This is a genomic window from Streptomyces sp. NPDC046215, assembly GCF_040646215.1.
GTDB lineage: Bacteria > Actinomycetota > Actinomycetes > Streptomycetales > Streptomycetaceae > Streptomyces > Streptomyces stramineus.
In genome coordinates, this window is record NZ_JBEYZW010000007.1 from 91,210 (window position 1) to 116,769 (window position 25,560).

Sequence of the window (25,560 nt, forward strand, 5' to 3'; positions counted from 1 at the left end):
GCGCGCCCCGGGCACCCCCGCCGAAGGTCCCGAAGTCGCGGTGCGCATTCCGCAACGCCGCTGCGTCACAGTGCACTTGATCGCTATCGGGCGGTGTGATCATATCGCGGTGGCCGGAAGCCGACGCAAGGAAAATCCGTCCTGAAATCAGCGCCGCGACCTGCGGGACGGGCACCGCGAAAAGGGGCTGGCGCAGCCGTGCGGGGCTGGTCTAGGGTCGGTTGAGTTGGAGAAGACGGCCTCGGGCCGTCGTCGTCGGCTGTTGAGGGAGGTGTGTATTGATGGCTGTCATTGCGATGAGTGCTGCCCGCATCCAGAAGACCGTCAATTCCACTTCCGTGGTCTCCGGCTGACGCGCCTCCCCTTTAACCCCCTTTATCTTTACGCGCCCTTGGCGCGCGCGGCCGGTACCTCTCCACTCGAAGGGCCTTCCCGTTGTTCAGTTACGACCTTCCTTCCGCACACCCTTTGACGTCCTTCGGCTGGGACGAGGAGTTCGCGGACAGCTTCGCCACGCACGGCGGACCGGGTCACCTGCCCGGCCGGATCGTCCGGGTGGACCGCGGCCGCGTGGACGCCGTGGTGCCCGACGGGGACGACGTCCGTACGGTGTCGGCCGATACGGCGCAGGTGGCGACCGGTGACCCGATGCGGGCGCCCTGCACGGGCGACTGGGCCGTGATCGACATCGAGCACGGGGTGACCGGCGGCGTGGACGGCGTGGTGCGGTCCCTGCTGCCCCGCCGGACGGCGATCGTGCGTTCCTCCTCCTCCAAGCGCTCCGAGGCGCAGGTCCTCGCCGCCAACGTGGACCACGCGGTGATCGCCGTCTCGCTCGCGGCCGAACTCGACCTGGGGCGCATCGAGCGCTTCCTGTCCCTGGCGTGGGAGAGCGGCGCCGAACCGCTGGTGGTGCTCACCAAGGCGGACCTGGTGCAGGACCCCGCCGTCCTGTCCTACCTGGTCTCCGACACGGAGTCCGTGGCGCCCGGCGTTCAGGTGCTGCCCGTCAGCTCGGAGACCGGCGAGGGGGTCGAGGTGCTCTCCGCGGTCCTCGCGGGGGGCACGTCGGTGCTGCTCGGCCAGTCCGGCGCGGGCAAGTCCACCCTCGCCAACGCCCTGCTCGGCGAGAGCGTCCAGGACGTCCGGGCCACCCGCGACCAGGACGGCAAGGGCCGGCACACCACCACGACCCGCGACCTGCTGCGGCTCCCCTGGGGCGGGGTGCTCATCGACACCCCGGGCCTGCGGGGCGTCGGCATCTGGGACGCGGAGTCCGGGCTCGCGCAGACCTTCTCGGACATCGAGTCACTGGCCGGGGAGTGCCGGTTCCACGACTGCGCGCACCTCGCGGAGCCGGGGTGCGCCGTCCTGGGGGCGATCGAGCGGGGGGCGCTGCCGGAGCGGCGGCTGGAGAGCTACCGCAAGCTCGTGCGGGAGAACCAGTGGGTCGTGGCCAAGAGCGACGCCCGGGTGCGCTCGGAGATGCGCGAGGGCTGGAAGCAGATGAGGGCCACCTATCAGCACATGGGCGAGCGCAAGCGCGGCGGCCCCCACCGCTGACGCTCCGGCCGGCTGCCGTGGCCGGTGCCGCGCGCCCCACCGCATTACCTCCGCGGTAATCGCGCCTCCCGCCCCGCCCGGGCACAGTGAAGCCATCGGGTTCCGGGGCGGCGCACTCCGCTCCGGGGCCCGGCCTCTACAGCCGTACCGATCCCTCCAGGAGACCGCCATGTCGCAGCACGAGAACGCCGTCGACCGCTACTTCGAGGCGTGGAACGCCACCGGGCCCGCGGCGCTTGCCAAGGCCGTGGCCGCCGCGTTCACGGAGGACGGGACCTACACCGACCCCCTCGTGGACGTCCGCGGACACGAGCAGCTCGCCACCGTCATCGCCGGGGCGCACGAGCAGTTCCCCGGCTTCGCGTTCCGGCGGACCGGCCGGGCGGACGGGCACCACGGCATCGCGCGGTTCTCCTGGGAGCTGGTCTCCCTCACCGACGGGTCCGCGCCCGTCGCCGGGTTCGACGTGATCACCCTGGACGAGGACGGGCGGATCCGCTCCGTCCTCGGCTTCCTCGACCGGGTGCCTACGGCATGAGGCGGTGCAGCTCCCGGAGGTGATGGGCCGTCTCCGGGCCGGCGGGCAGGAACGTCTCCACCGCCAGCTCGGAGACGGTGACGTCCATCGGGGTGTTGAACGTGGCGATGGTCGAGATGAACGACAGCGTGCGGCCCCCGTGCTCGACGACCATCGGCAGCGCGTACGGCACCCCCTCGTCCCCGGCCGTCACCCACTCCTTCACCCCCTCCGGCAGCGGATAGGCGCTGACCTCCTCGTACAAGGCGCGCAGGGGAGCGGACCGCATCAGGGCCAGCTGCCGTTCCATCTGGTGCAGCAGATGGCCGCGCCACTCCGGGTAGTTGCGGATGCGCGAGGACAGCCCCCGCGGGTGCATGGTCACGCGCATGGCGTTCAGCGGGGGCGCCAGCAGCGCGCCGTCCACGCCCTCCAGCAGCATCGCGATGCCCCGGTTGGCGGCCACCACCTGGTACGTACCGTCGACGACCAGCGCGGGGAACGGCTCGTAGCTCCGCAGCAGCCGCTCCAGCCCCTCCCGCAGCCCCGTCATGGCGGGGTCGTCCAGCGGCCGCTCGGGGAAGCGCGGCGCGTAACCCGCCGCCGTCAGCAGGGCGTTCCGCTCCCGCACCGGCACGTCCAGGTGATCGGCCAGGCGCAGGACCATCTCCTGGCTGGGCCGGGAGCGGCCCGTCTCGACGAAGCTGATGTGCCGGGCGGAGGAGCCCGCCCGCAGCGCCAGCTCCAGCTGGCTGATCCTGCGCCGGTCCCGCCACTCGCGCAGCAGCGCGCCGACGCCGGGGGCTTCCGTGACAGTCCTCATGGCCCGACCGTAACCCGTCCCCGTCCGCCGCCCGCGCCCTACCCCAGGTCGAGGGCGTTGGGCAGCCCGAGCCGGTAGCGCGCCTCGTCGTGGGCCCGGGCCGGCCCGAGCTCCGGCGCCCGGTACAGCGGGGTCACCGCGCACCGCTCCGCCGCCGAACCGGCCGCCTCCAGCAGGGCGTTGACGGCGGCGCGGGCGGAGGCGTTGGCGCCCTCCATGGTCGCCAGGTCGATGTCGGTGGCCACGTAGTCCCCGCACAGGAAGAGGTTGGGGATCGCGGTCTTCGCCCGGGGCCGGTCGTACCAGGTGCCGGTGGGGTGGATGAGCAACTGCTCGTCATTGGCCGGGCGGGGGCCGCCGAGCTCCACGGCCGGGTCCAGGAACCACGAGTGGAGGGCCGAGTCGCGCAGCACCGTGCGCCCGGTGTCGTTGAGCCCCGCCTTCATCTGGGCCCACACCTCGCGCGCGACCTCCTCGCGCGTGCACTGCTTGGCGGTCTTCCCGTAGAGGATGCCGGGCCTGTCCCACTCCGAGACGTCGACCGACAGGCAGTCCGCGGCCACGCCGTCGCCGTAGTCGGCGCGGAAGTCGCGCCCCGGCCAGTACTGCGCCTGCCCCACGGACGTGATCGACCAGGGCGAGTCGATGTGGTTGACGTGCCCGTGGATGACGGGCGTCGGCTCCGTCAGATAGAACTGTATGCCCGTCATCCAGTCCGTCTGCAGCCTGTCGCAGCGCGCCAGGGCCGGGTCCGCGGCCCGCACCCGCGCGTTCCAGGTCGTCCGGGCGTGCTCGACGGGCATGGCCGACACGAAGTGGTCGGCGGTGACGGCCTGCCGGGCGCCGGAGGGGTCCTGGACGACGGCCTCGGTGATCCGGCCGCCCGCGAGCGTGAGGTCCCGTACGGTCCAGCCGACGCGGAAGGTGACGCCCAGCGACCGCAGGTGCGCCACCCACGGGTCGATCCACGCCTCGTTGGTCGGGGCGTTGAGGACCCGGTCGGGCTCGCCGTCCGCGCCCCGGCCCAGGGCGGTGAAGACGAACGCCTCCATGCATGTCGACACGGTCCTGGTGCTGGCCACCTCCGCCTTCGTGGCCACGATGTTGCGGGTGATGCCGATGGCCAGCAGCCGCTGGTAGTTCGGCGACATCCGCGCGGCCCGGATGAACTCCCACCACGGCACCCGCTCCCAGGCGGCGTCCCGGCGCCGGTCGCAGCTGGTGAACCAGACCAGCAGTCGGCCCACGAAGTACGCGAGCTCGTGCGCCGGGATGTTGCCGAGGGCGTCGAACAGACCGGTCAGCGCCCGGCGGAGGGCGTCGGGGGTGAGGACGGGCGGGGGCTTGCCGACGCTGCGGAACGGCAGGCGGATGTCCTCGTGCCCGATGCGCGCCAGCATCACCTCGGTGGAGGGCACGAGGTTGTCGTGGCAGCCGTTGGCGTTGCCGGGGAAGGGGATGCGGCGCATGGTGTCCGGGAGGTTCCGGTAGAAGCCCGGGAAGAAGCGGAACCCGTGCTCCCCGGGCAGCGGTCTGCGGTTGCCCTTCGCGCTGCCCGGCACGTCCATGCTGCGCGCCTTGCCGCCCGGCGCCTTCTTCTCGTACACCGTCACGTCGAAGCCGCGCTCGGCGAGTTCGTGCGCCGCCGTCAGCCCCGCCACGCCACCGCCGAGCACGGCCACCGCCCGCCCGCCGGGACCGCGCCGGGGCGCGGCGGCCGCCGGCGCGCCGAGCCCCGCCGTTCCCGCCGCGGCGGCCACCGCCGCCGCACCGCCGATGAAGCCTCTGCGCGTGCTGCCCGAACCGCCCATGCCCTGCCCCCTACCGCCGGTAACGAGTCACGTCCGGCGCAGGAGCATAGGAGTGTCACCTCTCTCCCGGAAGAGTCCTCCCAACCCGCCGTGCGTCCCCCCGCACATTGGCCCGAAAGCGCCCCCGGCCCGTGGGACCCTTGAGCCACCGCAACCCGCGACGAAGGGGATCCCTCATGGCGGTCGAACCGCTCTCGCAGAAGGACGTCGAAGAGCGCCTCCAGGAGCTGCCCGGCTGGACCACCGACGGCGAGCGCATCCGCCGCACGTACTCCTTCGAGGGGCACCTTCCGGCGGCGGCCATGGTGATCCACATCGCGCAGATCCAGGAGGAGCTGGGGCACCACTCCGATCTGACGCTCGGTTACAACACGGTGGCCGTCGCCGTTAACACCCACAGCGCCGGGGGCAAGGTGACCGGCCTCGACGTCGAGCTGGCCCGCCGCATCGAGGCGATCGCCGCCGCGCACGCGGCGAGGTAGGGCCCCTCGGCGGCAGATCGGTGACAGCGACGCGCGCACGAGCCGCGCCTCGGCGTCACCGATCTGCCGCGAGCGCTCACCGGACGCGGGCCTCCGCCTCCGGCTCGTCGTCATCGGGCAGCCGGACGTCCACCACCGAGATGTTGACCTCGACGACCTCCAGCCCCGTCATCCGCTCCACGGCGGCGATCACGTTCTCCCGGATGTCGCCCGCCACCTCGCGGACCGGCACCCCGTACTCCACGACGATGTCGAGGTCGACGGCCGTCTGCCGCTCCCCGACCTCGACCTTGACCCCCCGGGTGACGTTCGACCGCCCCCCGGGCACCCGCTCCCGTACCGCGCCCAGCGTCCGGGCGAAGCCACCGCCGAGCGCGTGCACGCCCGGCACCTCGCGCGCGGCCATCCCGGCGATCTTCTCCACGACGCCGTCGGCGATCGTGGTCCGGCCGCGCTCGGCCGCCGGTGCCCCGGCGCCCGCCGTGCCGGCCTGCACGGTGGCGGCCTCCTGGGGCCGGCGGCTGTCGGGGAGCGGCCGGTCCGGCGCGGGGGAGGGGGAGAGCTGCGGTTCTGTCGTCATGACCCTGTCTCCTTCTGGTGCGACGCGGCGGCGGCCGGTGCTCCGGCCTCCGGTGCTCCTCGTCTTCTGTCCCCCGAGCTCCCCGCTCACCCCTCCAGGCCGCGCGCCCGCCGGAAGCGCGCCAGTGCGTCGGTGAGGTCGACGACCGGCTCGGGGTAGGCGAGGCGCCGCCGTTCGCGGTCGGGCAGCCGCCACGGCTCGTGGACCGCCCGGCCCTCCAGCCCCGCCAGCTCGGGCACCCAGCGCCGCACGTACGCGCCCGACGGGTCGAACCGGCGCGCCTGGGCCAGGGGGCTGAGGACCCGGTTGGGCCGGGTGTCGCTGCCGGTGCCCGCGACCCACTGCCAGTTGAGCTGGTTGTTCGCCACGTCCCCGTCGACGAGCAGGTCCAGGTAGTGCCGGGCGCCCGCCCGCCAGTCGAGATACAGCGTCTTGGTGAGGAAGCTCGCCGCCAGCAGCCGGGCGCGGTTGTGCATCCACCCCTCGTGGGCGAGCTGCCGCATCGCCGCGTCCACCACCGGGTACCCCGTGCGGCCCGCCCGCCACGCGGCGAGCTCCTCGGGGGCCTCGCGCCACCGGTCGTGCCGGGTGCGGTAGTCGTGCGCGGCGGCGCGGGGCCGGGCGGCCAGCAGCTGGTGGTGGAAGTCGCGCCAGGCGAGCTGCCGGACGAACGCCTCGGCACCCTCACCGCCCGCCTGCCGCGCCCGGGTGACCAGCTCGACCGGTGACAGGCAGCCGAAGTGCAGGTAGGGGGAGAGCCGGGAGGTGGCGTCCCCCGGCAGGTCGTCGTGGCGGTCCGCGTAGCCGGCGAGCCCGTCGCGCCGCCACGCTTCCAGGCGCCGCCGCCCTTCCCGCTCGCCGCCCTCCGGCAGCGCCGGGGACGGCCGCCCCCGGGCGAGGGACCCCGCGTCCGGCAGCGGCTCCGAGCGCACCCCGGGCGGCACGTGCACCGCGCGCGGCGGTGGGGTCACCGTCCGCAGGGACTCCGCCGACCAGCGCCGGAAGTACGGGGTGAACACCGCGAAGTGGTCCTTGCCCGCCGGGACGAGCGCGCCGGGGGCGACCGCCGTGACCACCGCGTCGTGCACCCGCAGCCCGCGCCCGTCCGCCTCCAGCGCGGCCCGCAGCCGCTCCTCGCGCCGCTGGGCGAAACCGCTGACGTCACCGGCGAGGTGCACCTCCCCGGCACCGGCTTCGGCGGCCACCCGGCAGGTCTCCTCGACCACGTCGCCGCGGCGGATCACCAGCCGGCCGCCGCGCTCCCGCAGGGCCTCGTCCAGGCCGGCGAGGGCGTCGGCGAGGAAGGCGGCCCGGTTGGGCACGGCGAAGCCCGCCGCGGCGACACCGGAGTCGACGACGAACAGGGGCACCGTCCGCCGGGCGGCGCGCAGGGCGCCGCCGAGCACGGGGTTGTCATGGAGCCGCAGATCGGACGTGAAGAGGGCGATCGATACATCCACCCACCGATTGTGCGCGCGCCGCCCGCCGCGGACGGGCGCGCCGCACCGGCTCACCGGGTTCCGGCGGAGAGACGGGGGCACGGCGAAGGGCCGCCCGCCGCTGTGGTGGCGGGGGGGGCCCCAAGCCCGGGGGGGGGCAGGGGGGGGGACAGGTTGAGGGGGCTGGGGGGGGCGGGGTGGGGGGGTGTGGGTGGGGTGGTTTTTTTTTTTGTGTTTGTGGGGGGGGGGGGGGGGGGGGGGGGGGGGGGGGGGGGGGGGGGGGGGGGGGGGGGCGCCGGGTGGTGCGCGCGCCCGCCGGGGCGGGGGGGGGGCTGGTGGCGCTACCGCCCTGTGGCCCCCGGGGGGTGTGCGGCGCCGTTGTGCGCCGCACACCGCCCGTGAGGCACAATCGCCACGACGGGCCGGGCCCGTCACCCACCCGTACGCCCGAGGCGCCAGGCGCCTCCCAAGACCCCGCAGGGACGACGACTCGTGCGAGCACGCCCCCGTACACCCGCCGCAGGCCACGCCGTGGGGGAGGTGGAGCGATGAGCATGTACCGCGAGCTCCACCGGGGTGCGGCGAGAGCGACGGTCCTGCGTACGGTGGGCACCCGCGAGCGGCGCTCCCACCTGACCGCGCCCCGCGTCCCCACGGTCGGCATCGACATCGGCGGCACCAAGGTGATGGCGGGCGTCGTCGACGCCGACGGCAACATCCTGGAGAAGATCCGCACCGAGACGCCGGACAAGTCCAAGAGCCCCAAGGTCGTCGAGGACACCATCACCGAGCTGGTCCTGGACCTCTCCGACCGGCACGACGTGCACGCCGTCGGCATCGGTGCCGCGGGCTGGGTCGACGCCGACCGCAACCGCGTCCTGTTCGCCCCGCACCTGTCCTGGCGCAACGAACCGCTGCGCGACCGCCTCGCGGGCCGGCTCGCCGTGCCCGTCATGGTCGACAACGACGCCAACACCGCCGCCTGGGCGGAGTGGCGCTTCGGCGCCGGCCGGGGCGAGGACCACCTCGTCATGATCACTCTCGGTACCGGGATCGGCGGCGCGATCCTGGAGGACGGGCAGGTCAAGCGCGGCAAGTACGGCGTCGCCGGCGAGTTCGGCCATATGCAGGTCGTCCCCGGCGGCCACCGCTGCCCCTGCGGCAACCGCGGCTGCTGGGAGCAGTACAGCTCCGGCAACGCCCTGGTGCGCGAGGCCCGCGAGCTGGCCGCCGCCGAGTCCCCGGTCGCCTACGGCATCATCGACCGCGTCGGCGGCAACATCCCCGAGATCACCGGCCCGCTCATCACCGAGCTGGCCCGCTCCGGCGACGCCATGTGCGTGGAACTGCTCCAGGACATCGGCCAGTGGCTGGGCGTCGGCATCGCCAACCTCGCCGCCGCCCTCGACCCGTCCTGCTTCGTCATCGGCGGCGGCGTCAGCGCCGCCGACGACCTGCTCATCGGACCCGCCCGGGACGCCTTCCGCCGCCACCTGACCGGCCGCGGCTACCGCCCCGAGGCCCGCATCGTCAAGGCCCAGCTGGGCCCCGAGGCCGGCATGGTCGGCGCCGCGGACCTGGCCCGGCTCGTCGCCCGCCGCTTCCGCCGCGCCAACCGCCGCCGCGTCGAGCGCTACGAGCGCTACGCCCAGGCGGGCCGCGGGTGATCACGGTGGACCCCGAGCGCACGGCGGCCGAGCCGGAGGAGCCGGGCCGGCCCCGCCCCCGGCACCGCTGGATCAAGCCGGTCGTCGTCTTCCTGCTGATCGCCGTCCCCGCCGGGTACCTCTACATCTCCGCGATGCAGAGCCGCGGCGGCAGCGCGTCGAAGAAGGAGCAGGCGGCCGCCTCGGGGCTGCAGGCGGAGTGGCCGTCCCGGCTCCAGCGCCGCATCTACCAGGTGTGGATCCCGCCCGGCTCGGCGGACGTCGCCCACTACGAGACGAACTCGTGGAAGGCCAGCTCGCTGTACCTGCAGTTCACCACGACCGGTGACGGCTTCAGGAAGTTCCTGGACCGGGTGGGCAGCGGGACCGGTCAGCTGGAGGAGGGCGAGGTCACCGTCGACGGCGACCAGGCCGCCGAGGTCGGCTGGAACTTCGGCGCGGGCCACCGCTGGACGGGCACGGTCCTGGAGCAGGACAAGCCCAAGCCGTCCCTGCAGATTACCGCCAACCTGGACGATCCGAAGTACCCCCGGGTCTTCGTGGTCTCGACGACGACCCCTTGACCGCGCTCCGCCACCGCGGCGGACAGCGTGGCGCGGGAGAGCGGGACCCGCGCGGGGCAGCGGTCACCCCGCCGTCCGCCACGAGGCGGAGTCCGGCCCGCCGGCGTCCGGGAGCGGCTGGTCCGCCGCGCCGCCGCTCGCCTCCCGGCGGGCCAGGGCCGCCGCCACCAGCCCGGTGAAGAGCGGGTGCGGGCGGGTGGGCCGGGAGCGGAGTTCGGGGTGGGCCTGGGTGCCGACCAGATAGGGGTGGACCTCGCGGGGGTACTCCACGTACTCCACCAGCGTCTCGTCCGGGGAGGTGCCCGGGAACACCAGGCCCGCCTTCTTCTCCAGCTCGGCGCGGTAGGAGTTGTTCACCTCGTACCGGTGGCGGTGCCGCTCCTCGACCCGGGCCCGCCCGCCGTAGACCGCGCGCACGATCGACCCTTCGGCGAGTTCCGCCGGATACGTCCCCAGCCGCATCGTTCCGCCCATGTCGCCGTCCCCGGCCACGATGTCCAGCTGTTCCGCCAGCGTGGAGATCACCGGGTCCGCGGCACCCGCCTCGAACTCCGTGGAGTTCGCCCCCGCGATCCCCGCGAGGTTCCGCGCCGCCTCGATCACGATGCACTGCATTCCCAGGCACAGACCGAGCAGCGGAACGCGGTTCTCGCGCGCATGGGTGATCGCACCGATCTTGCCGTCCACCCCGCGCTCCCCGAACCCCCCGGGGATCACCACCGCGTCGGCACCGGCCAGCTCCCGCGCCGCGTCCGCCGGAGTGCGGCAGTCGTCCGACGCCACCCACATGATCCGCGCCCGCGCATGGTTGGCGAACCCGCCGGCACGGATCGCCTCCGTGACCGACAGATAGGCGTCCGGGAGATCGATGTACTTCCCCACCAAGGCCACCGTCACCTCGTGCTCCGGCTCGTGCACCCGGTGCAGCAGATCGTCCCACCGGCTCCAGTCCACGTCCCGGAACGGCAGGTTCAGCCGGCGCACCACATAGGCGTCCAGCCCCTCCGCGTGCAGGACCTTGGGAATGTCGTAGATCGACTCGGCGTCGACCGCCGCGACCACCGCCGCCTCGTCCACGTCACACATCAGCGAGACCTTGCGCTTGATGGAGGCCGGCACGGCACGGTCCGCCCGCAGCACGATCGCGTCCGGCTGGATTCCGATGCTGCGCAGCGCCGCGACTGAGTGCTGGGTCGGTTTCGTCTTCAGCTCACCGGCGGGGCCGATGTAGGGCAACAGGGAGATCTGGACCACGAAGACGTTGTCCCGGCCCACCTCGTGCCGTACCTGCCGTACCGCCTCCAGGAACGGCAGCGATTCGATGTCGCCCACCGTGCCGCCGACCTCGGTGATCACCACGTCCACCGCGTCGGTGGCCATGCGCCGGATGCGGCTCTTGATTTCATCGGTGATATGCGGAATCACCTGCACCGTTTCGCCCAGGTACTCTCCGCGCCGCTCCTTGGCGATCACCGTCGAATACACCTGCCCCGTCGTGACGTTCGCCGACGCGTCCAGGTCCACGTCCAGGAAACGCTCGTAGTGCCCGATGTCCAGGTCGGTCTCCGCGCCGTCGCCGGTGACGAAGACCTCACCGTGCTGGAACGGGTTCATGGTGCCGGGATCGACATTGAGATAGGGATCCAGCTTCTGCATCGTCACCCGCAGCCCCCGCGCCTTGAGCAGGGCACCCAGGCTGGAGGCCGTGAGCCCCTTGCCCAGTGAGGAGGCGACGCCCCCGGTGACGAAGATGTGCTTGGTCGGTTCGGTGTGGCGCACGTCTGATCAGCTCCCGTGGACGGAGGGGGAAGGGTCGTCAGGCTCCGCCGCCGATGTCGGCCACAGGCGAGGGCAAGGCCGGGTCCTTGATGACGGAGCCCCGTTTGTAGGCGTGGGCGATGATCTCGGTCTCCACGTCCATGATGTGCGGCATGGTGCCGAGGCGTTCGACGAGGAAGCGGTAGAGGTCCGACTCGTGTTCCAGGCACAGCTCCACGAGCAGGTTCTGTCTGCCGGTGACAGCGGCGCAGTAGCGGACTTCCGGACATCGGGCGAGGGCGCGGCCCACCTCTTCCAGTCCTTCGGCGCGCACCCGGAGGCCGAGCTGGACCTCGTTGGGCCGGCCCAGGCAGGCCGGTTCCACTTCGGTCCGCAGATGGAGCATCCGGCGTTCGAGCAGCGAGGTCACCCGGCGGCCCGCGGTCGCCACGGAGAAGTCCAGTTCTTTCGCGAGGTCGGTCAGGGTGATGCGCGAGTTCCTGATGAGGGCCTCGGCCACCCGCCGGTCGGAGGGGCACAGTTCATAGTGGTCCTGAGGGTCGGGAAGTGGCTTGATCGCGCTGGACCGCAGTCGGCAGACTTCCTGCTCCGTGAGAAGCGGAGCGTGCCATTCGGCGACGGTCATGAAGGTGCGGATCGTGAGGTACGCGCTGAAGCTGTCGATGTGCGGGACGTGCGGCAGGTCCTTGGTCATCAGGGCGTACAGACCGGTGTCCCGCGATGTGATCATCTCGGCCCAGAGCACATCGCTCTGGCCGCCTATCGCCATCACCAGCCGGACGTCCTGACGGTTCGAAAGAAAAGCCGCGACCTCCGTCTGCGTGCCGCGTTCGGCCTGTATCCGTACATGGGTCGAGACGCCCATGCTGCACCGCAAGGCGTCGTAGATGGCCGTCGGAACGACGATTTTCTCGGTCAGCAGCCGGTGGAGCCGCCTGGCCACGGTGCGTTCGTGCTCTCCGAGAATCCGCCCGATCTCACCGATACTCGCCCGCGGGTTCACCTGGAGCGCGGCGATGACGCGTCTGTCGAGACGGTCGGTGACGTCTGGTTCTTTCAGCATGGGGTGATGATTGCAAGATTCTCGCCATCCAGCATAGACCTGTTGTCAGATCCGTTCAGGCCGTGCATGCTTATGATCACCCGGTGGTGTCCCGCCGGGCAGGTGGCCGTCAACACCTCCAAGGGACCGGCGCGTTCGGAAGCCACCCCTTGGATGCAGTGCCCGGTCCATCGCCCACGCAACGCAAGGAATTTCTCGGCACCGCCGTTCCCCGGGACGAAAGTGCATGCTCGATGAGTGGAGAGAACATGCCTGCTGACAACGCACCCCCGGTCTTAGAGGATCAGGCGGCATTTTTCCGGTCCGTACTCGGAAACTTCCCTTCCGGTGTCACGGCCGTCACCGCCATGAGCCCCGAAGGCCCGGTCGGGTTCACCTGTCAGGCGTTCTCCTCCCTCTCCCTGGACCCACCGCAGGTCGTGTTGTGCGTCAGCCGCACCTCGACGACGTGGCCGCTGATCAGCCGGATCCGGCATTTCTGTATCAACGTCCTTGCGGAATACCAGCAGAACCTCAGCGACAGCTTCGCCCGTACCGGAGGGGAGAAGTTCGCCGGCGTGCGCTGGGACTACTCGCCGGGCGGGTCCCCCTTGCTCGCCGGTGCCTCGGCGTGGATCGACTGCGAACTCCACGCGGAGTACCCCGGGGGCGACCACGTGATCGCGGTCGCCGACGTGCACCGGCTCGACGCAGCCCGGGACGTCCGTCCGCTGCTGTACCACCGCGGTCGGTACACCGGTCTCACGCCGTAACGGCGCCGGCTGACCGCAGGCTCCGCCCGGTCGGGCCGGAGCGCCCACCGCGCGGAATGCCGTCGTCGTGGATTCCGCCCCTCATCCCTACGCTCCTCCGCCCGTTCCGGCGCCGCGGGCGCGTGAACCGGCCCCCATGGCCGGTTCCGCGGCGACCCCCGGCGCACGGGCCCGTTCCGTCCGGCCTCGCGCTTCCCGCCGCCCCACCGGTCCATCGCCTCGGCACGCCTTGATGCGGCTCCCACAGGTGACCCACCCGTGCCGCACGCCGTCGAGGTGCATTAGTAAGAATGAGGAGAACTCGTATGTCAGGAACCGCCCTTACCTCCGGCCTGCTGACCGGTCTGGATGTCTTCGTCGGCGGCCCGATCCAGCACGCGATCCTGCCGAACGGCTTTGTCCACCACTTGCAGGACGCCATTCAGACGGCGATCGCCGTGGCCGAGGAAAACGGCGCGAATACCTTCTCCGCCCACCGTGTGGAGGAATTCGGCGCCCAGACCGCGGCGTTCACCCCGGAGCAGGTCTCCGTACGCGACTTCCGCTGGATGCGGAAGTGTGACGTCTTCGTCCCGGTGCTGCCCCTCCTGGAGGACCAGACGCTGCGGCGTACCGACGGCACCCATGTCGAGCTCGGCTGGGCCACCGCCCTCGGGCGTCCGATCGTGCTCATCACCAAGCAGCCGTTCGTCGAGTCGGCCAGCCACCTCCTCAAGGGGCTCCACAAGGTCGGGGCCGTGCGGACCATCGACTTCGACGAGTTCGTCGACAAGCCGAACCTGCTCATCGAGGCCGTCCTCGCCGCCACCGAGCAGCAGCGGGAAGCCGTCAACGCGGGCTATGTCGCCTGACCGCGCACCCTCTGCCGCCGCACCCCACCGCACCCCCCCCGGAGGAACGTGTGTCTGACCTCTCCATCTTGGGCATACCCATCGCCAACCCCGTGATCGTCGGCTCCGGGCTCCTGACGGACCAGGAGCGCAACATCCGCAAACTGCTGGAGACGGGCGCCGGAGCCGTCGTCACCAAGACGATCCACCCGAGCCCGCCCGTCGGGCTGGACGAGCGCATCCTCCGGCTCCCGGTGGGGATGCTGAACAGCACGACCTACTCGAAGCGCTCGGTCGGCCACTGGCTGGGGGTGCTGCGCTCGTTCGCCAACGACGGGCTCCCGGTCATCGCCTCGATCCACGCCGACACCCCGGCCGAACTCGCCGTCCTGGCCCGGCAGGTGCAGACCACCGGCTGCCGGGCGCTCGAACTCGGCATCTCCTGCCTCAACGAGGAATCCGGCCTCCCGGACGACAACCCGGACCGGGTGTACTCGTACACCTCCGAGGTGCGGTCGGGCACCTCGGTGCCCATCTCGGTCAAACTGGCCATCGGGGAAGGGCTGGAGGACCGGGTCCGGGCCGCGATCGCCGGCGGCGCGGACGCCATCACCGTCAGCGACACCATCTCCGGGGCCGCGGTGGCGCCGGAATCCGGCGAACTCGAACTCGGCGGCGTGTACGGCTACTCGGGCCCCGGGATCAAGCCGCTGGTGCTGGCGGCCATCTGGCGGCTGCGCAGCCGGCGCTTCACCATACCGATCATGGGCAGCGGCGGCATCGCCTCCGGCCGCGACGTCGCCGACTACCTCCAGGTAGGGGCGAACGTGACCCAGGTGTACACCGCCCTGCACACCGACATGTACACCACCTTGGACCGGATCGTCACCGAGACCGCACGGATCACGGGCACACCGCAGGAGGCGCTGGCATGACCGCCGCGCGCGCCGGCGCCCGCTCCTACACGGACCTGACCAGCGCGGAGACGGCCGGCGCCCTGGGCGGCCACACCCTCGTGTGGCCGATCGGTGCCACCGAGCAGCACGGGCCGCACCTGCCGCTGTCCGTGGACTCCGTGCTCGCCGAGGAGTTCGGCCGCGCGATCGCGGAGGAGCTCGACGGCTTCGTCCTCCCGGTGCAGCCGGTGGCGGCCCGTTCGCTGCCGCAGAGCGGCGGGGGGCTGTCCTTCCCCGGCACGCTGCACGTCCACGGCGACACGCTCGTCCGCTTCCTGCGCGAGGCGCTGCTCTCGGTCGCCGAGCTGCCCTGCGCCCGGCTGCTGGTGGTGAACGGCCACTTCGAGAACGAACCGTTCATCTTCGAGGCCCTGGACCAGGTGTGCCGGGACGGGGCGTTCGACGACAAGGAGGTGCTCGCCTTCAGCTGGTGGAGCCTGGTGCAGGAGTCCTGGCTGCGGGCCGAGCTCCCGGAGTTCCCCGGCTGGCACGCCGAGCACGCCGGGGTCACCGAGACCAGCCTGATGCTGCACCTCCGGCCCGACCTGGTGCGCGAGGCCAGGCCGGGCCACGACCGGCCGCCGCGCAGCGGCATCTACCTGCACCCGATCGACGTGGCCCAGACCACCAACGAGGGCGTGCTGTCGTCCACGCAGGGCTCCAGCGCGGCCCTGGGGGAGAAGCTCTTCCGCCACGTCGTCGCCGAGGCGGTCGCCCTCGTCCGCAGCGGTGAGGGCCTGCTGCTCGCCCGCACCAGGCCGGACCGCCGCCGGAACGGCACCGCGGCCGCCGCGCCGACCGCCACCCATGCCGTACCGACCGCTGCCGTACCGACCGCCGCCGTCACGACCGAGGGGACAGAGACACCGTGAGCCGCCCGTTCCATCTCGCCTTCATCTTCAACTTCACCCCGGACGACTGGCAGGGCCCCTTCGGATCGGGCGGCACACCGTGGGACGGGAAGTTCCACACCGAGGTCGCCCAGGCGCTGGAGCGCGCCTGCTTCGACTACGTCATCATCGAGGACAAGCTGATGGTGCCGGAGAGCTACGGCGGCTCCGCGGAGGCCGTGCTCAAGCAGGCCATGGTGGCGCCCAAGCACGACCCGGTGCCGCTGGCGGTGGCGATGGGCCTGGCGACGCGGCACCTGGGCATCGTGGCCACGCTCTCCACGATGGCGTACCCGCCGTTCATGACGGCCCGGCTCTCCTCCACCATGGACAGCATGCTGGGCGGGCGCTTCGGCTGGAACATCGTCACCAGCGCCGAGGACCTGGCCGCGCAGAACTTCGGCATGGACGTCCTGCCGCCGCGCGACGTGCGGTACGAGATGGCCGACGAATACGTGGACGTGGTCAAACAGCTCTTCGCGTCCTGGGACGAGGACGCGGTCGTCATCGACCGGGAGAACGGCGTCTACGCGGACCACACCAAGGTCCGTCCGATCCACTTCAGGGGCAAGCACTTCTCGGTGCGCGGCCCGCTGAACACCGTGCCCTCGCCCCAGCACCGCCCGGCGTTCGTCCAGGCCGGCGCCTCGCCGCGGGGCCGCCGGTTCGCGGCCCGCAACGCCGACTCGATCATCGCGATCGGCAGCGGCGTGGAGAGCATGCGGGAGTTCCGCGAGGACGTCCGCCGGCACGCCGTGGAGGCCGGCCGGGACCCCGACGAGATCAAGGTGCTGTTCTGCGTCACGCCCACGCTCGGTGAGACGCAGGAGGAGGCCGAGGCCAAGCAGGCCCGGATGGTCAACTCGCCGCGGTTCGCCCAGAACATCCTCGCGCAGATCTCCTCCCTGACGGAGATCGACTTCATGCAGTTCGAGCTGGACGAGCCGCTGCCGCGCAAGCTCACCACCAACGGCGAACAGGGCTCACTGGACAAGTTCCAGCAGTGGGGGAGCGGCAAGACGCTGCGCCAGCTCGTGGTGGACGGCGCCGGCGGCCTCGTCTCGTCGGTGGAGCTGGTCGGCACCCCGGACCAGGTCGCCGACCGGATGGGCGAGATCATGGAGGAGGTGGGCGGCGACGGCTTCATGATCACCACGCCGTTGCTCCGCCTGAACCGGCGCTACATCGCCGAGGTCGCGGACGGGCTGGTGCCCGCGCTCCAGCGCCGGGGCCTGACCCGCTCGGTGTACACGCCGGGCCGAACCCTGCGCGAGAACCTCCGGGAGTTCTGACCGCGCGGCCCGCGGAGTGCCGGCGCCGAGGCGCCGGCGCTCTTTCGGTCCGCCGTGGACCACCCCATGATGACGCGTCCCCCTCCGGGACAGGCGTTCACTCAGCGGCGGTGACCGCGGCGTGGGCCGGGGCCGGAACGCCGGCCGGGGCAGGGGCATGGGCCGGGGCCGCGCTAGTCGGCCTGCCGTGGGTGTCCAGGTACCAGTGGCCCCACGCGTCCAGTAGTCCCGCGATGGCGTCGAGGCTTCGGCCGGTCTCGGTGAGCGCGTACTCGACCCGGGGCGGCACCTCGCGGTAAACGGTGCGCTCGACCAGCCCGTCGGCCTCCAGCTCGCGCAGCTGCCGGGTCAGCATCCGCTGGGTGATCCGCGGCAGACCGCGCTTCAGCTCGCTGAACCGCTGGGTGCCGCCCAGGAGTTGCTTGAGGATGGCCAGCTTCCAACGGCCCCCGAGGACTTCCATGGCCGTCTCGATCGCACAGTAGTCGGGCGTTTCACCGATGGTGTTCCGCATGCGCGACAACCCCCAATGGTATACAGATTGGCACTATGGCACATGAATGACCGTACTTGCCCCGACGGTACCCGGCCCGCGAGGGTTCTTCCATGAACAACAGTGAAGCGCCGCACGCGGACGCACCGTTAGGGGTCCTTGCACCGCCGCCCGACATGACCGCGAGGCAGCGCTGGCTGGTTCTGGCCGTGGTCTCCACCAGCCTCCTGCTGTGCGGGATCGACCTGACGGTGCTCCACGCGGTGGTCCCCAAGATGAGTCTGGAACTGCGCCCCAGCGGCAGTCAGCTGCTGTGGATCGTGGACATCTATTCGCTCACCCTCGCCTCGCTCCTGGTGACCTGCGGAACGCTCGGCGACCGGATCGGGCGCAAGAAGATGGTCCTCAGCGGCTTCGCGCTGTTCGGCCTGGCCTCCGCGGCCGCCGGCTTCTCCTCGTCCACCCCGCAGCTGATCGCCTCGCGGGTGGTGCTGGGCATCGGCGCCGCGATGATCATGGCGTCCACCGTCGCGATCATCCGGGTCGTGTTCACCGACGACCGCGAGCGGGCCGTCGCGATCGGCATCTGGACGGCCGCGCACAGCGTGGGCGCGACCCTCGGCCCGCTCGTGGGCGGACTGGTCGCCGAGTGGTGGGGCTGGGGCGCCGCCTTCCTCATCAACGTGCCGATCGCCCTGGTCATCCTCGTGGTCGGTGCCCGGGTCATCCCCGAGTCGCGCAATCCCCGCCCCCGGCAGTGGGACCTCGCCAGTGTGGCGCTCTCCGTCACGGGCCTGGCCGGCGTGGTCTTCGCGCTCAAACAGGCCGGTGAGCACGCCGGCGTCAGCACGGTGATCGTCATCACGGCCGTGGGGGGTGCGGCCCTGCTCCACTTCTTCGTCCGCCGCCAGCGCCGGCTCGCCGAACCGCTGGTGGACTTCTCGCTCTTCGCCGACCGCCGCTTCACCACCGCCACCGTGTGCGTCATCGGCTGCTTCGGCAGCTATGTCGCGCTGCTGTTCTTCCTGACCCAGTGGCTGCAGCAGGTGGGCGGCTTCTCACCGGTCCGCGCGGGCCTGGCCCTCATGCCCCTCGCCGCGACCAACGCCGTCGGCGCGACGACCGCGCCCTGGATCTCGGCCCGCTGGGGCAACCGGTGGGCGATGACCGGAGCGCTGGGCCTCTTCGCCGCCGCCATGGCGCTCCTGGCGCTGGTGGGCGACACCGGGGCGTACGCCGTGCTCGTCGCGCCCCTCGTGGCCGCCGGGTACGGAGCGGGGATCGTGATGACCCTGGGCGCGGACTCCATCATGGCCGCCGCCGACCCGGACCGCTCGGGCGAGGCCGCCGCCATCCAGGAGACCTCCTTCGAACTCGGCGCCGGCCTGGGCGTCGCGGTCCTCGGCACCGTGCTGATCGCCGGCTACCGGCTCGCGCTGCCCGCCACCCCCGGCCTGGACGCCGCGGACCGCGACGCGGTGAAGGAGTCGTTCGCCTCCGCCGAGACGGTCGCCGACAAACTGGACACCTCGGCCGCGGCCCAAGTGCTCGACGCGGCCAGAACGGCCTACGACCGCGGCTTCACCACGGTCACCGCCTGCGCCGCGGTGGTCCTGCTCGTCACGGCGACCCTGGCGGCCACGCTGCTGCGACCCCGGTCCACCGACCGCGAGGGCCTGCCTCACTGAACGGCGGCGGTCCGACGTACGCGGGGGCACGTGAGAGGTGAGGGGCACTCGTCGGCGCGCTCCGGCGGGGGCCGACGCCAGGCCGTCCCCTCCGGCAGCTGTTGACTCTGCTGCTGGTCCTGGTGCTGGACCGGCCCTTCGCCGGTGACATCAGCGTCAGCTCCGGCGCGTACCAGCAGGGCGCGCCGGCCCAGTTCTGGAAGCCGTGAGTCAGAAGGCGGCCGTCGCCGCGCGGCCGCTCGCCCCTCCGCCGCGCGGCCACCCCCGCACACCGCCCACCGGCATCTCCACGAGAGCGCCTTGTCCCGGGCACCCCCATATCCTCGGTACCGCCTACCCGCCACCCCGGAGGTATCCGATGACCAGCTCAGACACACCGGACCAGTCCCTCCCGCAGGCCGACACGGCTGGAGCCCTGATGGGACGCCTGGCCGAACAGCTCGGCAGCCGGGCCTCGGTGGCAGCCGTCTTCGGCGAACCCGTGACCAGCGGTGGGATCACCGTCATTCCAGTCGCCGAAATCGCCTTCGGGTTCGCCGGGGGCACGGGCCCCGAAGCCGGAGCCGCCGACACCGGCCAAGGAGGGGGCGGAGCCGGCGCCCGCCCCCGCGGCTACATCGAGATCAAAGACGGCACCGCCACCTACAAACCCCTCCGAGCCTCCTGGGCGGACGTCGCGGTACCGCTCGCCGCCCTCCTGGCAGGAACCGTCGTCCCCCTGCTCGTCCGCCGCCTCGCCAAGCGCCGCCCTCGCTGAACCAACCGCAACGACCCACCAGACAGCAACTCATGCACCGCCCTCTCAGGGCCGGGTGGTGGCGCCTTGCGGTGCGGGCCGCGTTTCCCCCAGATGCCGCTACAGAGAGTGGCGGAGCGGTTACTCCGGCTGTATCCTCCGCTGAGATCAACGGGGTTCTTCCGGGGGGCAGCGCGTGCAGCAGGTGGTTCGGACGTTCCAGGGTGAGCTTCCCCTGATCGGGCACGCGGGGCGCCTGGCGGTTGACCCGCTGGGGTTTCTCGAACAGCAGCGGGCCTCGGGCTCGGTGGTCGCGCTGCGCCTGATGGGTCGGGAGTGCTTCCTGATCAACAGTGCCGAGGCAGCGACGCAGGTGCTCGTCTCACAGCAGGACCGTTTCGACAAGGGCGGCCCGTTCATGGAGGCCGCTCGCCAACTGGTGGGGAACGGTGTCATCACCTGCAGCGCGGAGGACCATCGGGTGCAGCGGCCGGTGATGAGGCCCGCGTTCCATCGCAGCCGGGTCGCCGGTTACACCGAGGTGATGCGCGAGTGCGTGCTGGAAGCGACGGCTTCCTGGCAGCCGGGCCACGTACTCGACATCGGGGCGGCGATGTACCGGCTGGCGGCACTGGTGGTCGCCCGGACGCTGGTGTCCGCACCGGCCGGCCGTCAGGCTGCGGAGGTGATGGCGGACGCGTTGCCGGAGCTGCTGCGCGGCCTGCTGCGCCGGATGCTGATTCCCGCGGCGTGGGTGCACCGGGTACCGACACCGGCCAACCGGCGTTTCGACGGAGCCCGCGCCCGCCTGGACGCGGCCATCGGGGAGGTCATCGCCCAGTACCGGCAGCAAGGCCAGGACGCTCAGGACCTGTTGTCCCAGATCATGGCCGGGGATGAGGACAGCGGGCGCCGTCCGGATGACGCCGAGGTGCGCGACCAGGTGATGTCGGTGCTGGCCGCGGGCGTGGAGACCTCCGCCTCGCTTCTGGCGTGGACCTTCCAGCTCCTGGCCCGTCACCCCCGGGTCCAGAACAGGCTGTGGGAAGAAGCCGACGGTGTTCTCGGAGAACGCCCGGTCACCTTCGATGACCTGCCCTCCTTGCCGTTCACAAAGAGGCTGCTGACCGAGGTGCTGCGCTTGTATCCACCCACCTGGCTGCTCAGCCGCATCGCCGTCGAAGACACCGAGATCTGCGGGCACCTGCTGCCGAAGGGGGCCGATGTCCTCATCAGCCCTTACGCCCTGCAACGCAACGCCGACGTCTTCCCCGACCCAGGCCGCCTCGACCCGGACCGGTGGCTGCCCGAACGCCTCACTCCCGCACAGCGCCAGTCCTTCCTGGCCTTCGGTGCCGGACGCCGCCGGTGCATGGGCGAGTTCTACGGCATGACCGAGACCACCCTCGCCCTGGCCACCATCACCCGCACCTGGCACCTGCACCCCACACGGCCGGGACCTGTCCGCCCCGTGCCACGGTTTCTGCTCGTCCCCGCCGAACAGCCCCTCACCCTGCACCGGCGCACCCCCCGAAGAGCTCAGCGGTGACCACCCTCCCGGCTCCCGGCCTTGAGCCCGGAGACGCCCTGAAGACCGGGCCGTGCCCCAGCTTCCGGCTGCCCTCCCTCTCCCGGTTCCAGCCCGCGCTGCGCCGCCCCGGAATCGACGAGCTGGAAACCTCCTGCCGCGCCTGGCTGGACGAGGCCCTGCGCCCGGCACACGCCGACAGCCCGCATGCGTTCGAGGAGTTCCTTCATCAGCGGACCACCTTGTGGAACCTGCTGGCCTACCCCACCACCGGCACCGAACGCACCAAGACGATCTGTCACTGGATCGACGTCCTCTTCAGCACCGACGACCTCTTCGTCCACGCACCCCACGCACATCTGGAACGCCTGGGCCTGCATCAGCTGGACACCGCCCTCACCCCGGACCGGCCCACGCCGCAGGCCCCGTACCCCAGGGTGCTGGCCGGGCTGGCGCAGCGCCTGCGCGCCGGCATGCCGACCGGGCTGTGGGACCGATTCGCGCAGGAGATGGAGGGGTTCTTCGCCGCCTGCCGCACCGAACGGGGCTGGCTGGACGCCGGCACGGCCGTGGAGCCGGCCGCGTACGAGGCATCCCGCATCAAGAGCGTGGGCGCGTGCTGTTTTCCGCTCCTGGAGTACGGGCTGGGCGTCGACCTCACCGGCGAACTGGCCGCCCTTCCCCAGCTCGGCCGGCTCAACTACCTGGTGGCCCGGCACTGGGTCGCCGTCAACGACATTTTCTCGTACCGCAAGGAGCTCTACAGCGGCGACCGCATCAATGAGATCAGCCTCGCCCTGGCCACCAACGGCGGCGATCTCCAAGCCGCCGTCGACCACATCGCCGCGACCGTCAAACGCATCGAGAACGAATTCCGCACCCTCAGCCGGGACCTTCTGGGATCAGTGCGCGGCCAGGACGCCGCGGTGAGACCGTACGTCGAAGCCCTCCGCTGGATGATCGCCGGCAATCTTGAATGGTCGTACATCACCTCCCGCTACAACGGCCCTGACCACACCTGGAACGGCCACACCACAGCCACCGTCATCCTCACGCCACACCGGACCCTCTATCAGTGAGGGGCGAGAGGTCTTGCCGACCGGTCAGCGCACGCTTCGCTCGGCGGCGTTCGCCTGCCACTGGCGGCCGATGGAGCGCATCAGTGCCGGGTACACCCCGATGTACCGGAAGGGCTTGATGGCGGCCATGTAGAGGGTGCCGAACAGCCCGTTCGGCTTCACCAGGACGGCCATCTGGCCGCGGTAACCGCCGACACCGTCCGGGACCCAGCCGATGTGCATCACCGCCTGCACGGTCTTGTTGCCCATCTCGGCGGCCCACTCATCGTTCCTCTGATAGAGGGAGGTGAACGGGGACGAACCGAGGTCGGGACCCCGCGGGCCCTCGCGAAGGTCCGCCGGCAACCGGTCGCGCAGGGAAGGCGGCCGGGTGCTGATGCCGGTACCGGACTTGTCCCAGCCGAGCAGTGCTCCGAGTTTCCAGCGGACGGCGAAGAGCACGCGGGAGACGAGCCCGTCTCCGTTCACCCCGCCCCTGATTCCGTCTGCGGTCTGGCGCACCAGCCACTCGAGGTCGTCGGGTCCGCCGGGGGTGGGCAGTGCCCACACGTCCTCGACCGTGAAGTCGTGGGCGATCTCGTGGATCCGCCAGGGGCGGTCGGTGTGGGCGGTTCGGGGAAGTCGCATGGGCAGGCCCCTGTCTATACGGTTGCGTATAGATCGAGCGTAGACCCGACTATGCGCACCCGTATACTCGGCCGTGACGTGAGGAGGCACACACCATGGGCGCGACCCGCACGCCACGCGGCAAGTGGATCGAGGAAGGCTTGCGGGCACTGGTCGCCGGCGGCCCCGAAGCCGTCCGGATCGAGGCACTGGCACAGGCACTCGGCGTCAGCAAGGGCGGCTTCTACGGGTACTTCCGCAACCGAGGCGCGCTGCTCACCGAAATGCTCGACACCTGGGAGTACGAGGTCACCGAGAGCGTGATCGAGCAGGTGGAGAGCGGCGGGGGAGACGCCAGGGCCAGACTGGAGCGGCTGTTCACCGTCGTCGCCGCCGCCACGGACGGGCCGGTGCGGGGCACCACCGCTGACATAGCGATCCGCGACTGGGCCCGCCGCGACGCGGCCGTCGCCGAGCGCCTGCGCCGCGTCGACAACTGCCGTATGGACTACCTGCGTTCCCTGTTCACCGCCTTCTGCCCCGACGAGGACGAGGTCGAAGTCCGCTGCCTGCTCGCCGTCTCGGTGCGCATCGGCAACCACTTCAACGCCGCCGACAACGGCAAGCGCAGCCGCGCGGAAGTGATGGAGCTCATCAGGCAACGGCTGCTGGAGTAGCCGCCCGTCGCCACCCGCGCGTGGCGTCTCTCTCATGCGGGCGAAAACGGCCTTCGCCGGGTCCGTCTGTACGATGCTCGGGCGTCGTGCTTGATCTACCTGGCGAACAACGGGATGCCGGATCACCTGCTTGCCCTGCGGGCCGGGCACACGAACGTGAAGACGACCAAGAAGTGGTACGTGAAACCGGACGTGGCGGACCTGCTTCCAGCAGCGGAGGCACGGGGAGGTCTCGCGGGGGGCGTGTGACAGATCGTGACAGATGAAGGTGTGAACCCGTGAGCGAGACCAAGACCAATACCCTGCAACACCGCTTCGACGGGCCGGAAGACGCCCCGGTCCTGGTCCTGGGGCCGTCCCTCGGTACCACCTGGCACATGTGGGACCGGCAGATACCCGAGCTGACCCGCCACTGGCGGGTGTTCCGGTTCGACCTGCCCGGCCACGGCGGCGCCCCCGTCGAGCCCACGCCCGACGTCGGGGGGCTCACCGACCGGCTGATCGCCACCCTCGCCACCCTCGGCGTCGACCGCTTCGGCTACGCGGGCTGCTCCATCGGCGGGGCCGTCGGCGCCGACCTGGCCCTGCGCCACCCGCACCGGCTCGCCTCCCTGGCCCTGGTCGCCACCTCCGCCCGGTTCGGCACCGCCGACTCCTGGCGGCAGCGCGGCAGCGCCGTCCGTACGAGCGGGCTCGACCCCGAGGCCCGGTCCGCGCCCGAGCGCTGGTTCACCCCGGCCTTCGCCGCCGCCCAGCCCGCGATCGTGGACTGGGCCGTGCAGATGGTCAGCACCACGGACGCGCACTGCTACGTCGGCGCGTGCCAGGCGCTCGCCTCCTTCGACGCGCGGGCCGACCTCGGCCGGATCAGCGTGCCGACGCTCGTCCTCGTCGGCTCCGACGACCAGGTCACCCCGCCCGCCGACGCCCGGGTGCTCGTCGCGGGCATCCCCGACGCCCGCCTCGCCGTCGTCCCCTCGGCCTCCCACCTCGCGCCGGTCGAGCAGCCCGCCGCCGTCACCGACCTGCTGGTGCGGCACTTCACGACGGCCTGGCAGCTCTCCACCCAGCAGAGCCTGCCCACCGTCGGCGCGAGCCCCGCCGGCCCGGCGCACACCCCGCCGCCCGCCGTGGTGCCCCCGGCCTTCCCGCAGGGCACCACGCCTGCCCCCGGCGCCGTACCGCCCGCCGCGGCGGCCCCGCCGGTCACCCCCGGCCCGTTCGCGCCGCCCGCGGCCCCCGCCCCCGCCTTCGTTCCCGGCCCGGCCCCCGCCCCCGCCGTGTTCCCCGGCTTCGGCCCGCCGCCCTCCGACGACGAGCCCCTGCCCACCCCCTTCCCGCCGCCGCCCGCCACGCACGGCGGCGACCTCCACGAGCAGGGCAGCCGGACCCGGCGCGAGGTCCTCGGTGACGCCCACCCGGGCGGCCCGGAAACCGCGGACGACTTCACCGGCGACTTCGAGGACTTCGTCACCCGCTACGCCTGGGGCGCGACCTGGTCCCGGCCCGGCCTCGACCGCCGCACCCGGTCCGTCGTCACCCTGACCGCCCTCACCGCCCGCGGCCACCTGGACGACCTGGCCGCGCACACCCGCGCCGCCCTGCGCAACGGCCTCACCCCCGACGAGATCAAGGAGACCCTGCTGCACACCGCCGTCTACTGCGGGATCCCGGCCGCGGGGGCCGCCTTCGAGGTCGCCCGGCGCGTCATCGCCGAGGAGACACCCGCCCGTTCGTAGCAAGATG

Annotated in this window: 24 protein-coding genes; 16 read left to right on the forward strand and 8 right to left on the reverse strand. The window is 71.9% G+C overall.

What is annotated here, in order from left to right:
- Window positions 1-435 precede the first annotated feature (435 nt).
- The gene (gene rsgA / locus ABZ951_RS05155) at window positions 436-1,563 is read left to right on the forward strand and encodes a ribosome small subunit-dependent GTPase A (RefSeq protein ID WP_344094611.1); all 1,128 of its coding nucleotides are present in this window, start codon (window positions 436-438) and stop codon (window positions 1,561-1,563) included.
- Between the two features lie 169 nt (window positions 1,564-1,732).
- A complete protein-coding gene (locus ABZ951_RS05160) occupies window positions 1,733-2,101 on the forward strand; it encodes a nuclear transport factor 2 family protein (RefSeq protein WP_344094608.1) in 369 nt (122 codons plus the stop codon).
- Here the strand turns inward: ABZ951_RS05160 and ABZ951_RS05165 are convergent.
- Complete coding sequence (locus ABZ951_RS05165; RefSeq protein WP_344094605.1) at window positions 2,091-2,903, reverse strand: helix-turn-helix transcriptional regulator; 813 nt, start codon at window positions 2,901-2,903, stop codon at window positions 2,091-2,093. The genes ABZ951_RS05160 and ABZ951_RS05165 overlap by 11 nt on opposite strands.
- Before the next feature lie 38 nt (window positions 2,904-2,941).
- The gene (locus ABZ951_RS05170) at window positions 2,942-4,714 is read right to left on the reverse strand and encodes an FAD-dependent oxidoreductase (protein WP_361279022.1); all 1,773 of its coding nucleotides are present in this window, start codon (window positions 4,712-4,714) and stop codon (window positions 2,942-2,944) included.
- 176 nt (window positions 4,715-4,890) lie between these two features.
- Here ABZ951_RS05170 and ABZ951_RS05175 point away from each other — a divergent pair, with 176 nt between their 5' ends.
- A complete protein-coding gene (locus ABZ951_RS05175; protein WP_344096093.1) occupies window positions 4,891-5,196 on the forward strand; it encodes a 4a-hydroxytetrahydrobiopterin dehydratase in 306 nt (101 codons plus the stop codon).
- A gap of 76 nt (window positions 5,197-5,272) precedes the next feature.
- Here ABZ951_RS05175 and ABZ951_RS05180 read toward each other — a convergent pair whose 3' ends face one another.
- Together ABZ951_RS05180 and ABZ951_RS05185 are read right to left on the reverse strand one after the other, a co-directional pair.
- Window positions 5,273-5,776, reverse strand: a complete 504-nt coding sequence (locus ABZ951_RS05180; RefSeq protein ID WP_344096095.1) for an Asp23/Gls24 family envelope stress response protein — start codon at window positions 5,774-5,776, stop codon at window positions 5,273-5,275.
- Between the two features lie 86 nt (window positions 5,777-5,862).
- Window positions 5,863-7,236 (reverse strand): deoxyribodipyrimidine photo-lyase, encoded by a 1,374-nt coding sequence (locus tag ABZ951_RS05185; RefSeq protein WP_344096098.1) that lies wholly within the window; start codon window positions 7,234-7,236, stop codon window positions 5,863-5,865.
- Window positions 7,237-7,763: 527 nt separating this feature from the next.
- On the opposite strand from ABZ951_RS05185, the gene ABZ951_RS05190 reads away from it, so the two are divergent.
- Entirely contained in the window at window positions 7,764-8,882 is a 1,119-nt protein-coding gene (locus ABZ951_RS05190) for an ROK family glucokinase (RefSeq protein WP_344085460.1), read from the forward strand.
- Complete coding sequence (locus ABZ951_RS05195; RefSeq protein ID WP_344085457.1) at window positions 8,879-9,445, forward strand: hypothetical protein; 567 nt, start codon at window positions 8,879-8,881, stop codon at window positions 9,443-9,445. The genes ABZ951_RS05190 and ABZ951_RS05195 overlap by 4 nt, the downstream gene beginning before the upstream one ends.
- Window positions 9,446-9,508: 63 nt before the next feature.
- Here ABZ951_RS05195 and ABZ951_RS05200 read toward each other — a convergent pair whose 3' ends face one another.
- Both ABZ951_RS05200 and ABZ951_RS05205 read right to left on the reverse strand, forming a co-directional pair.
- Complete coding sequence (locus tag ABZ951_RS05200; RefSeq protein WP_344085454.1) at window positions 9,509-11,224, reverse strand: CTP synthase; 1,716 nt, start codon at window positions 11,222-11,224, stop codon at window positions 9,509-9,511.
- Window positions 11,225-11,261: 37 nt separating this feature from the next.
- Window positions 11,262-12,287, reverse strand: a complete 1,026-nt coding sequence (locus tag ABZ951_RS05205; RefSeq protein ID WP_344085451.1) for an AsnC family transcriptional regulator — start codon at window positions 12,285-12,287, stop codon at window positions 11,262-11,264.
- Between the two features lie 248 nt (window positions 12,288-12,535).
- On the opposite strand from ABZ951_RS05205, the gene ABZ951_RS05210 reads away from it, so the two are divergent.
- The 5 genes from ABZ951_RS05210 (at window position 12,536) to ABZ951_RS05230 (ending at window position 17,007) form a co-directional block, all read left to right on the forward strand.
- A complete protein-coding gene (locus tag ABZ951_RS05210) occupies window positions 12,536-13,039 on the forward strand; it encodes a flavin reductase family protein (protein ID WP_361279029.1) in 504 nt (167 codons plus the stop codon).
- Window positions 13,040-13,344: 305 nt separating this feature from the next.
- Complete coding sequence (locus tag ABZ951_RS05215; RefSeq protein WP_344085447.1) at window positions 13,345-13,890, forward strand: nucleoside 2-deoxyribosyltransferase; 546 nt, start codon at window positions 13,345-13,347, stop codon at window positions 13,888-13,890.
- Window positions 13,891-13,940: 50 nt separating this feature from the next.
- Window positions 13,941-14,804 (forward strand): dihydroorotate dehydrogenase, encoded by an 864-nt coding sequence (locus ABZ951_RS05220; RefSeq protein ID WP_344085444.1) that lies wholly within the window; start codon window positions 13,941-13,943, stop codon window positions 14,802-14,804.
- A complete protein-coding gene (locus ABZ951_RS05225) occupies window positions 14,801-15,697 on the forward strand; it encodes a creatininase family protein (RefSeq protein WP_344085441.1) in 897 nt (298 codons plus the stop codon). Before ABZ951_RS05220 ends, ABZ951_RS05225 begins: the two co-directional genes overlap by 4 nt.
- A complete protein-coding gene (locus ABZ951_RS05230; protein WP_344085438.1) occupies window positions 15,694-17,007 on the forward strand; it encodes an NtaA/DmoA family FMN-dependent monooxygenase in 1,314 nt (437 codons plus the stop codon). Before ABZ951_RS05225 ends, ABZ951_RS05230 begins: the two co-directional genes overlap by 4 nt.
- A 97-nt stretch (window positions 17,008-17,104) precedes the next feature.
- Here ABZ951_RS05230 and ABZ951_RS05235 read toward each other — a convergent pair whose 3' ends face one another.
- Entirely contained in the window at window positions 17,105-17,521 is a 417-nt protein-coding gene (locus ABZ951_RS05235) for a helix-turn-helix domain-containing protein (RefSeq protein ID WP_344085718.1), read from the reverse strand.
- 155 nt (window positions 17,522-17,676) lie between these two features.
- Between ABZ951_RS05235 and ABZ951_RS05240 the strand changes: the two genes are divergently transcribed.
- The 4 genes from ABZ951_RS05240 to ABZ951_RS05255 all read left to right on the forward strand — a co-directional run bounded on the left by ABZ951_RS05240 (window position 17,677) and on the right by ABZ951_RS05255 (window position 22,531).
- Window positions 17,677-19,188: an MFS transporter gene (locus ABZ951_RS05240; RefSeq protein WP_344085435.1), complete on the forward strand. Its 1,512-nt coding sequence runs from the start codon at window positions 17,677-17,679 to the stop codon at window positions 19,186-19,188.
- A 358-nt stretch (window positions 19,189-19,546) separates the two neighbouring features.
- Window positions 19,547-19,945 carry a spore germination protein GerW family protein gene (locus ABZ951_RS05245; protein ID WP_344085432.1) on the forward strand — a complete coding sequence of 133 codons (399 nt, stop codon included), beginning with the start codon at window positions 19,547-19,549 and terminating at the stop codon, window positions 19,943-19,945.
- Between the two features lie 175 nt (window positions 19,946-20,120).
- Window positions 20,121-21,473, forward strand: coding sequence for a cytochrome P450 (locus ABZ951_RS05250; protein WP_344085430.1), 1,353 nt, complete (start codon window positions 20,121-20,123; stop codon window positions 21,471-21,473).
- The gene (locus ABZ951_RS05255) at window positions 21,470-22,531 is read left to right on the forward strand and encodes a hypothetical protein (RefSeq protein ID WP_344085427.1); all 1,062 of its coding nucleotides are present in this window, start codon (window positions 21,470-21,472) and stop codon (window positions 22,529-22,531) included. Before ABZ951_RS05250 ends, ABZ951_RS05255 begins: the two co-directional genes overlap by 4 nt.
- A gap of 24 nt (window positions 22,532-22,555) precedes the next feature.
- Here ABZ951_RS05255 and ABZ951_RS05260 read toward each other — a convergent pair whose 3' ends face one another.
- On the reverse strand, window positions 22,556-23,158 hold the full coding sequence (locus tag ABZ951_RS05260; RefSeq protein ID WP_344085424.1) for a DUF2867 domain-containing protein: 603 nt from the start codon (window positions 23,156-23,158) through the stop codon (window positions 22,556-22,558).
- Between the two features lie 95 nt (window positions 23,159-23,253).
- Here ABZ951_RS05260 and ABZ951_RS05265 point away from each other — a divergent pair, with 95 nt between their 5' ends.
- Both ABZ951_RS05265 and ABZ951_RS05270 read left to right on the forward strand, forming a co-directional pair.
- Window positions 23,254-23,814: a TetR/AcrR family transcriptional regulator gene (locus tag ABZ951_RS05265; RefSeq protein ID WP_344085421.1), complete on the forward strand. Its 561-nt coding sequence runs from the start codon at window positions 23,254-23,256 to the stop codon at window positions 23,812-23,814.
- A 278-nt stretch (window positions 23,815-24,092) separates the two neighbouring features.
- Window positions 24,093-25,553, forward strand: a complete 1,461-nt coding sequence (locus tag ABZ951_RS05270; protein WP_344085418.1) for an alpha/beta fold hydrolase — start codon at window positions 24,093-24,095, stop codon at window positions 25,551-25,553.
- Window positions 25,554-25,560 lie beyond the last annotated feature (7 nt).

Bases quoted from the DNA above. Each gene is read 5' to 3' on its own strand.
- ABZ951_RS05160 (WP_344094608.1), top strand. From the start codon at position 1,733: ATGTCGCAGCACGAGAACGCCGTCGACCGCTACTTCGAGGCGTGGAAC.
- ABZ951_RS05165 (WP_344094605.1), bottom strand. From the start codon at position 2,903: ATGAGGACTGTCACGGAAGCCCCCGGCGTCGGCGCGCTGCTGCGCGAG.
- ABZ951_RS05170 (WP_361279022.1), bottom strand. From the start codon at position 4,714: ATGGGCGGTTCGGGCAGCACGCGCAGAGGCTTCATCGGCGGTGCGGCG.
- ABZ951_RS05175 (WP_344096093.1), top strand. From the start codon at position 4,891: ATGGCGGTCGAACCGCTCTCGCAGAAGGACGTCGAAGAGCGCCTCCAG.
- ABZ951_RS05180 (WP_344096095.1), bottom strand. From the start codon at position 5,776: ATGACGACAGAACCGCAGCTCTCCCCCTCCCCCGCGCCGGACCGGCCG.
- ABZ951_RS05190 (WP_344085460.1), top strand. From the start codon at position 7,764: ATGAGCATGTACCGCGAGCTCCACCGGGGTGCGGCGAGAGCGACGGTC.
- ABZ951_RS05205 (WP_344085451.1), bottom strand. From the start codon at position 12,287: ATGCTGAAAGAACCAGACGTCACCGACCGTCTCGACAGACGCGTCATC.
- ABZ951_RS05210 (WP_361279029.1), top strand. From the start codon at position 12,536: ATGCCTGCTGACAACGCACCCCCGGTCTTAGAGGATCAGGCGGCATTT.
- ABZ951_RS05215 (WP_344085447.1), top strand. From the start codon at position 13,345: ATGTCAGGAACCGCCCTTACCTCCGGCCTGCTGACCGGTCTGGATGTC.
- ABZ951_RS05225 (WP_344085441.1), top strand. From the start codon at position 14,801: ATGACCGCCGCGCGCGCCGGCGCCCGCTCCTACACGGACCTGACCAGC.
- ABZ951_RS05235 (WP_344085718.1), bottom strand. From the start codon at position 17,521: ATGCGGAACACCATCGGTGAAACGCCCGACTACTGTGCGATCGAGACG.
- ABZ951_RS05240 (WP_344085435.1), top strand. From the start codon at position 17,677: ATGACCGCGAGGCAGCGCTGGCTGGTTCTGGCCGTGGTCTCCACCAGC.
- ABZ951_RS05245 (WP_344085432.1), top strand. From the start codon at position 19,547: ATGACCAGCTCAGACACACCGGACCAGTCCCTCCCGCAGGCCGACACG.
- ABZ951_RS05260 (WP_344085424.1), bottom strand. From the start codon at position 23,158: ATGCGACTTCCCCGAACCGCCCACACCGACCGCCCCTGGCGGATCCAC.
- ABZ951_RS05265 (WP_344085421.1), top strand. From the start codon at position 23,254: ATGGGCGCGACCCGCACGCCACGCGGCAAGTGGATCGAGGAAGGCTTG.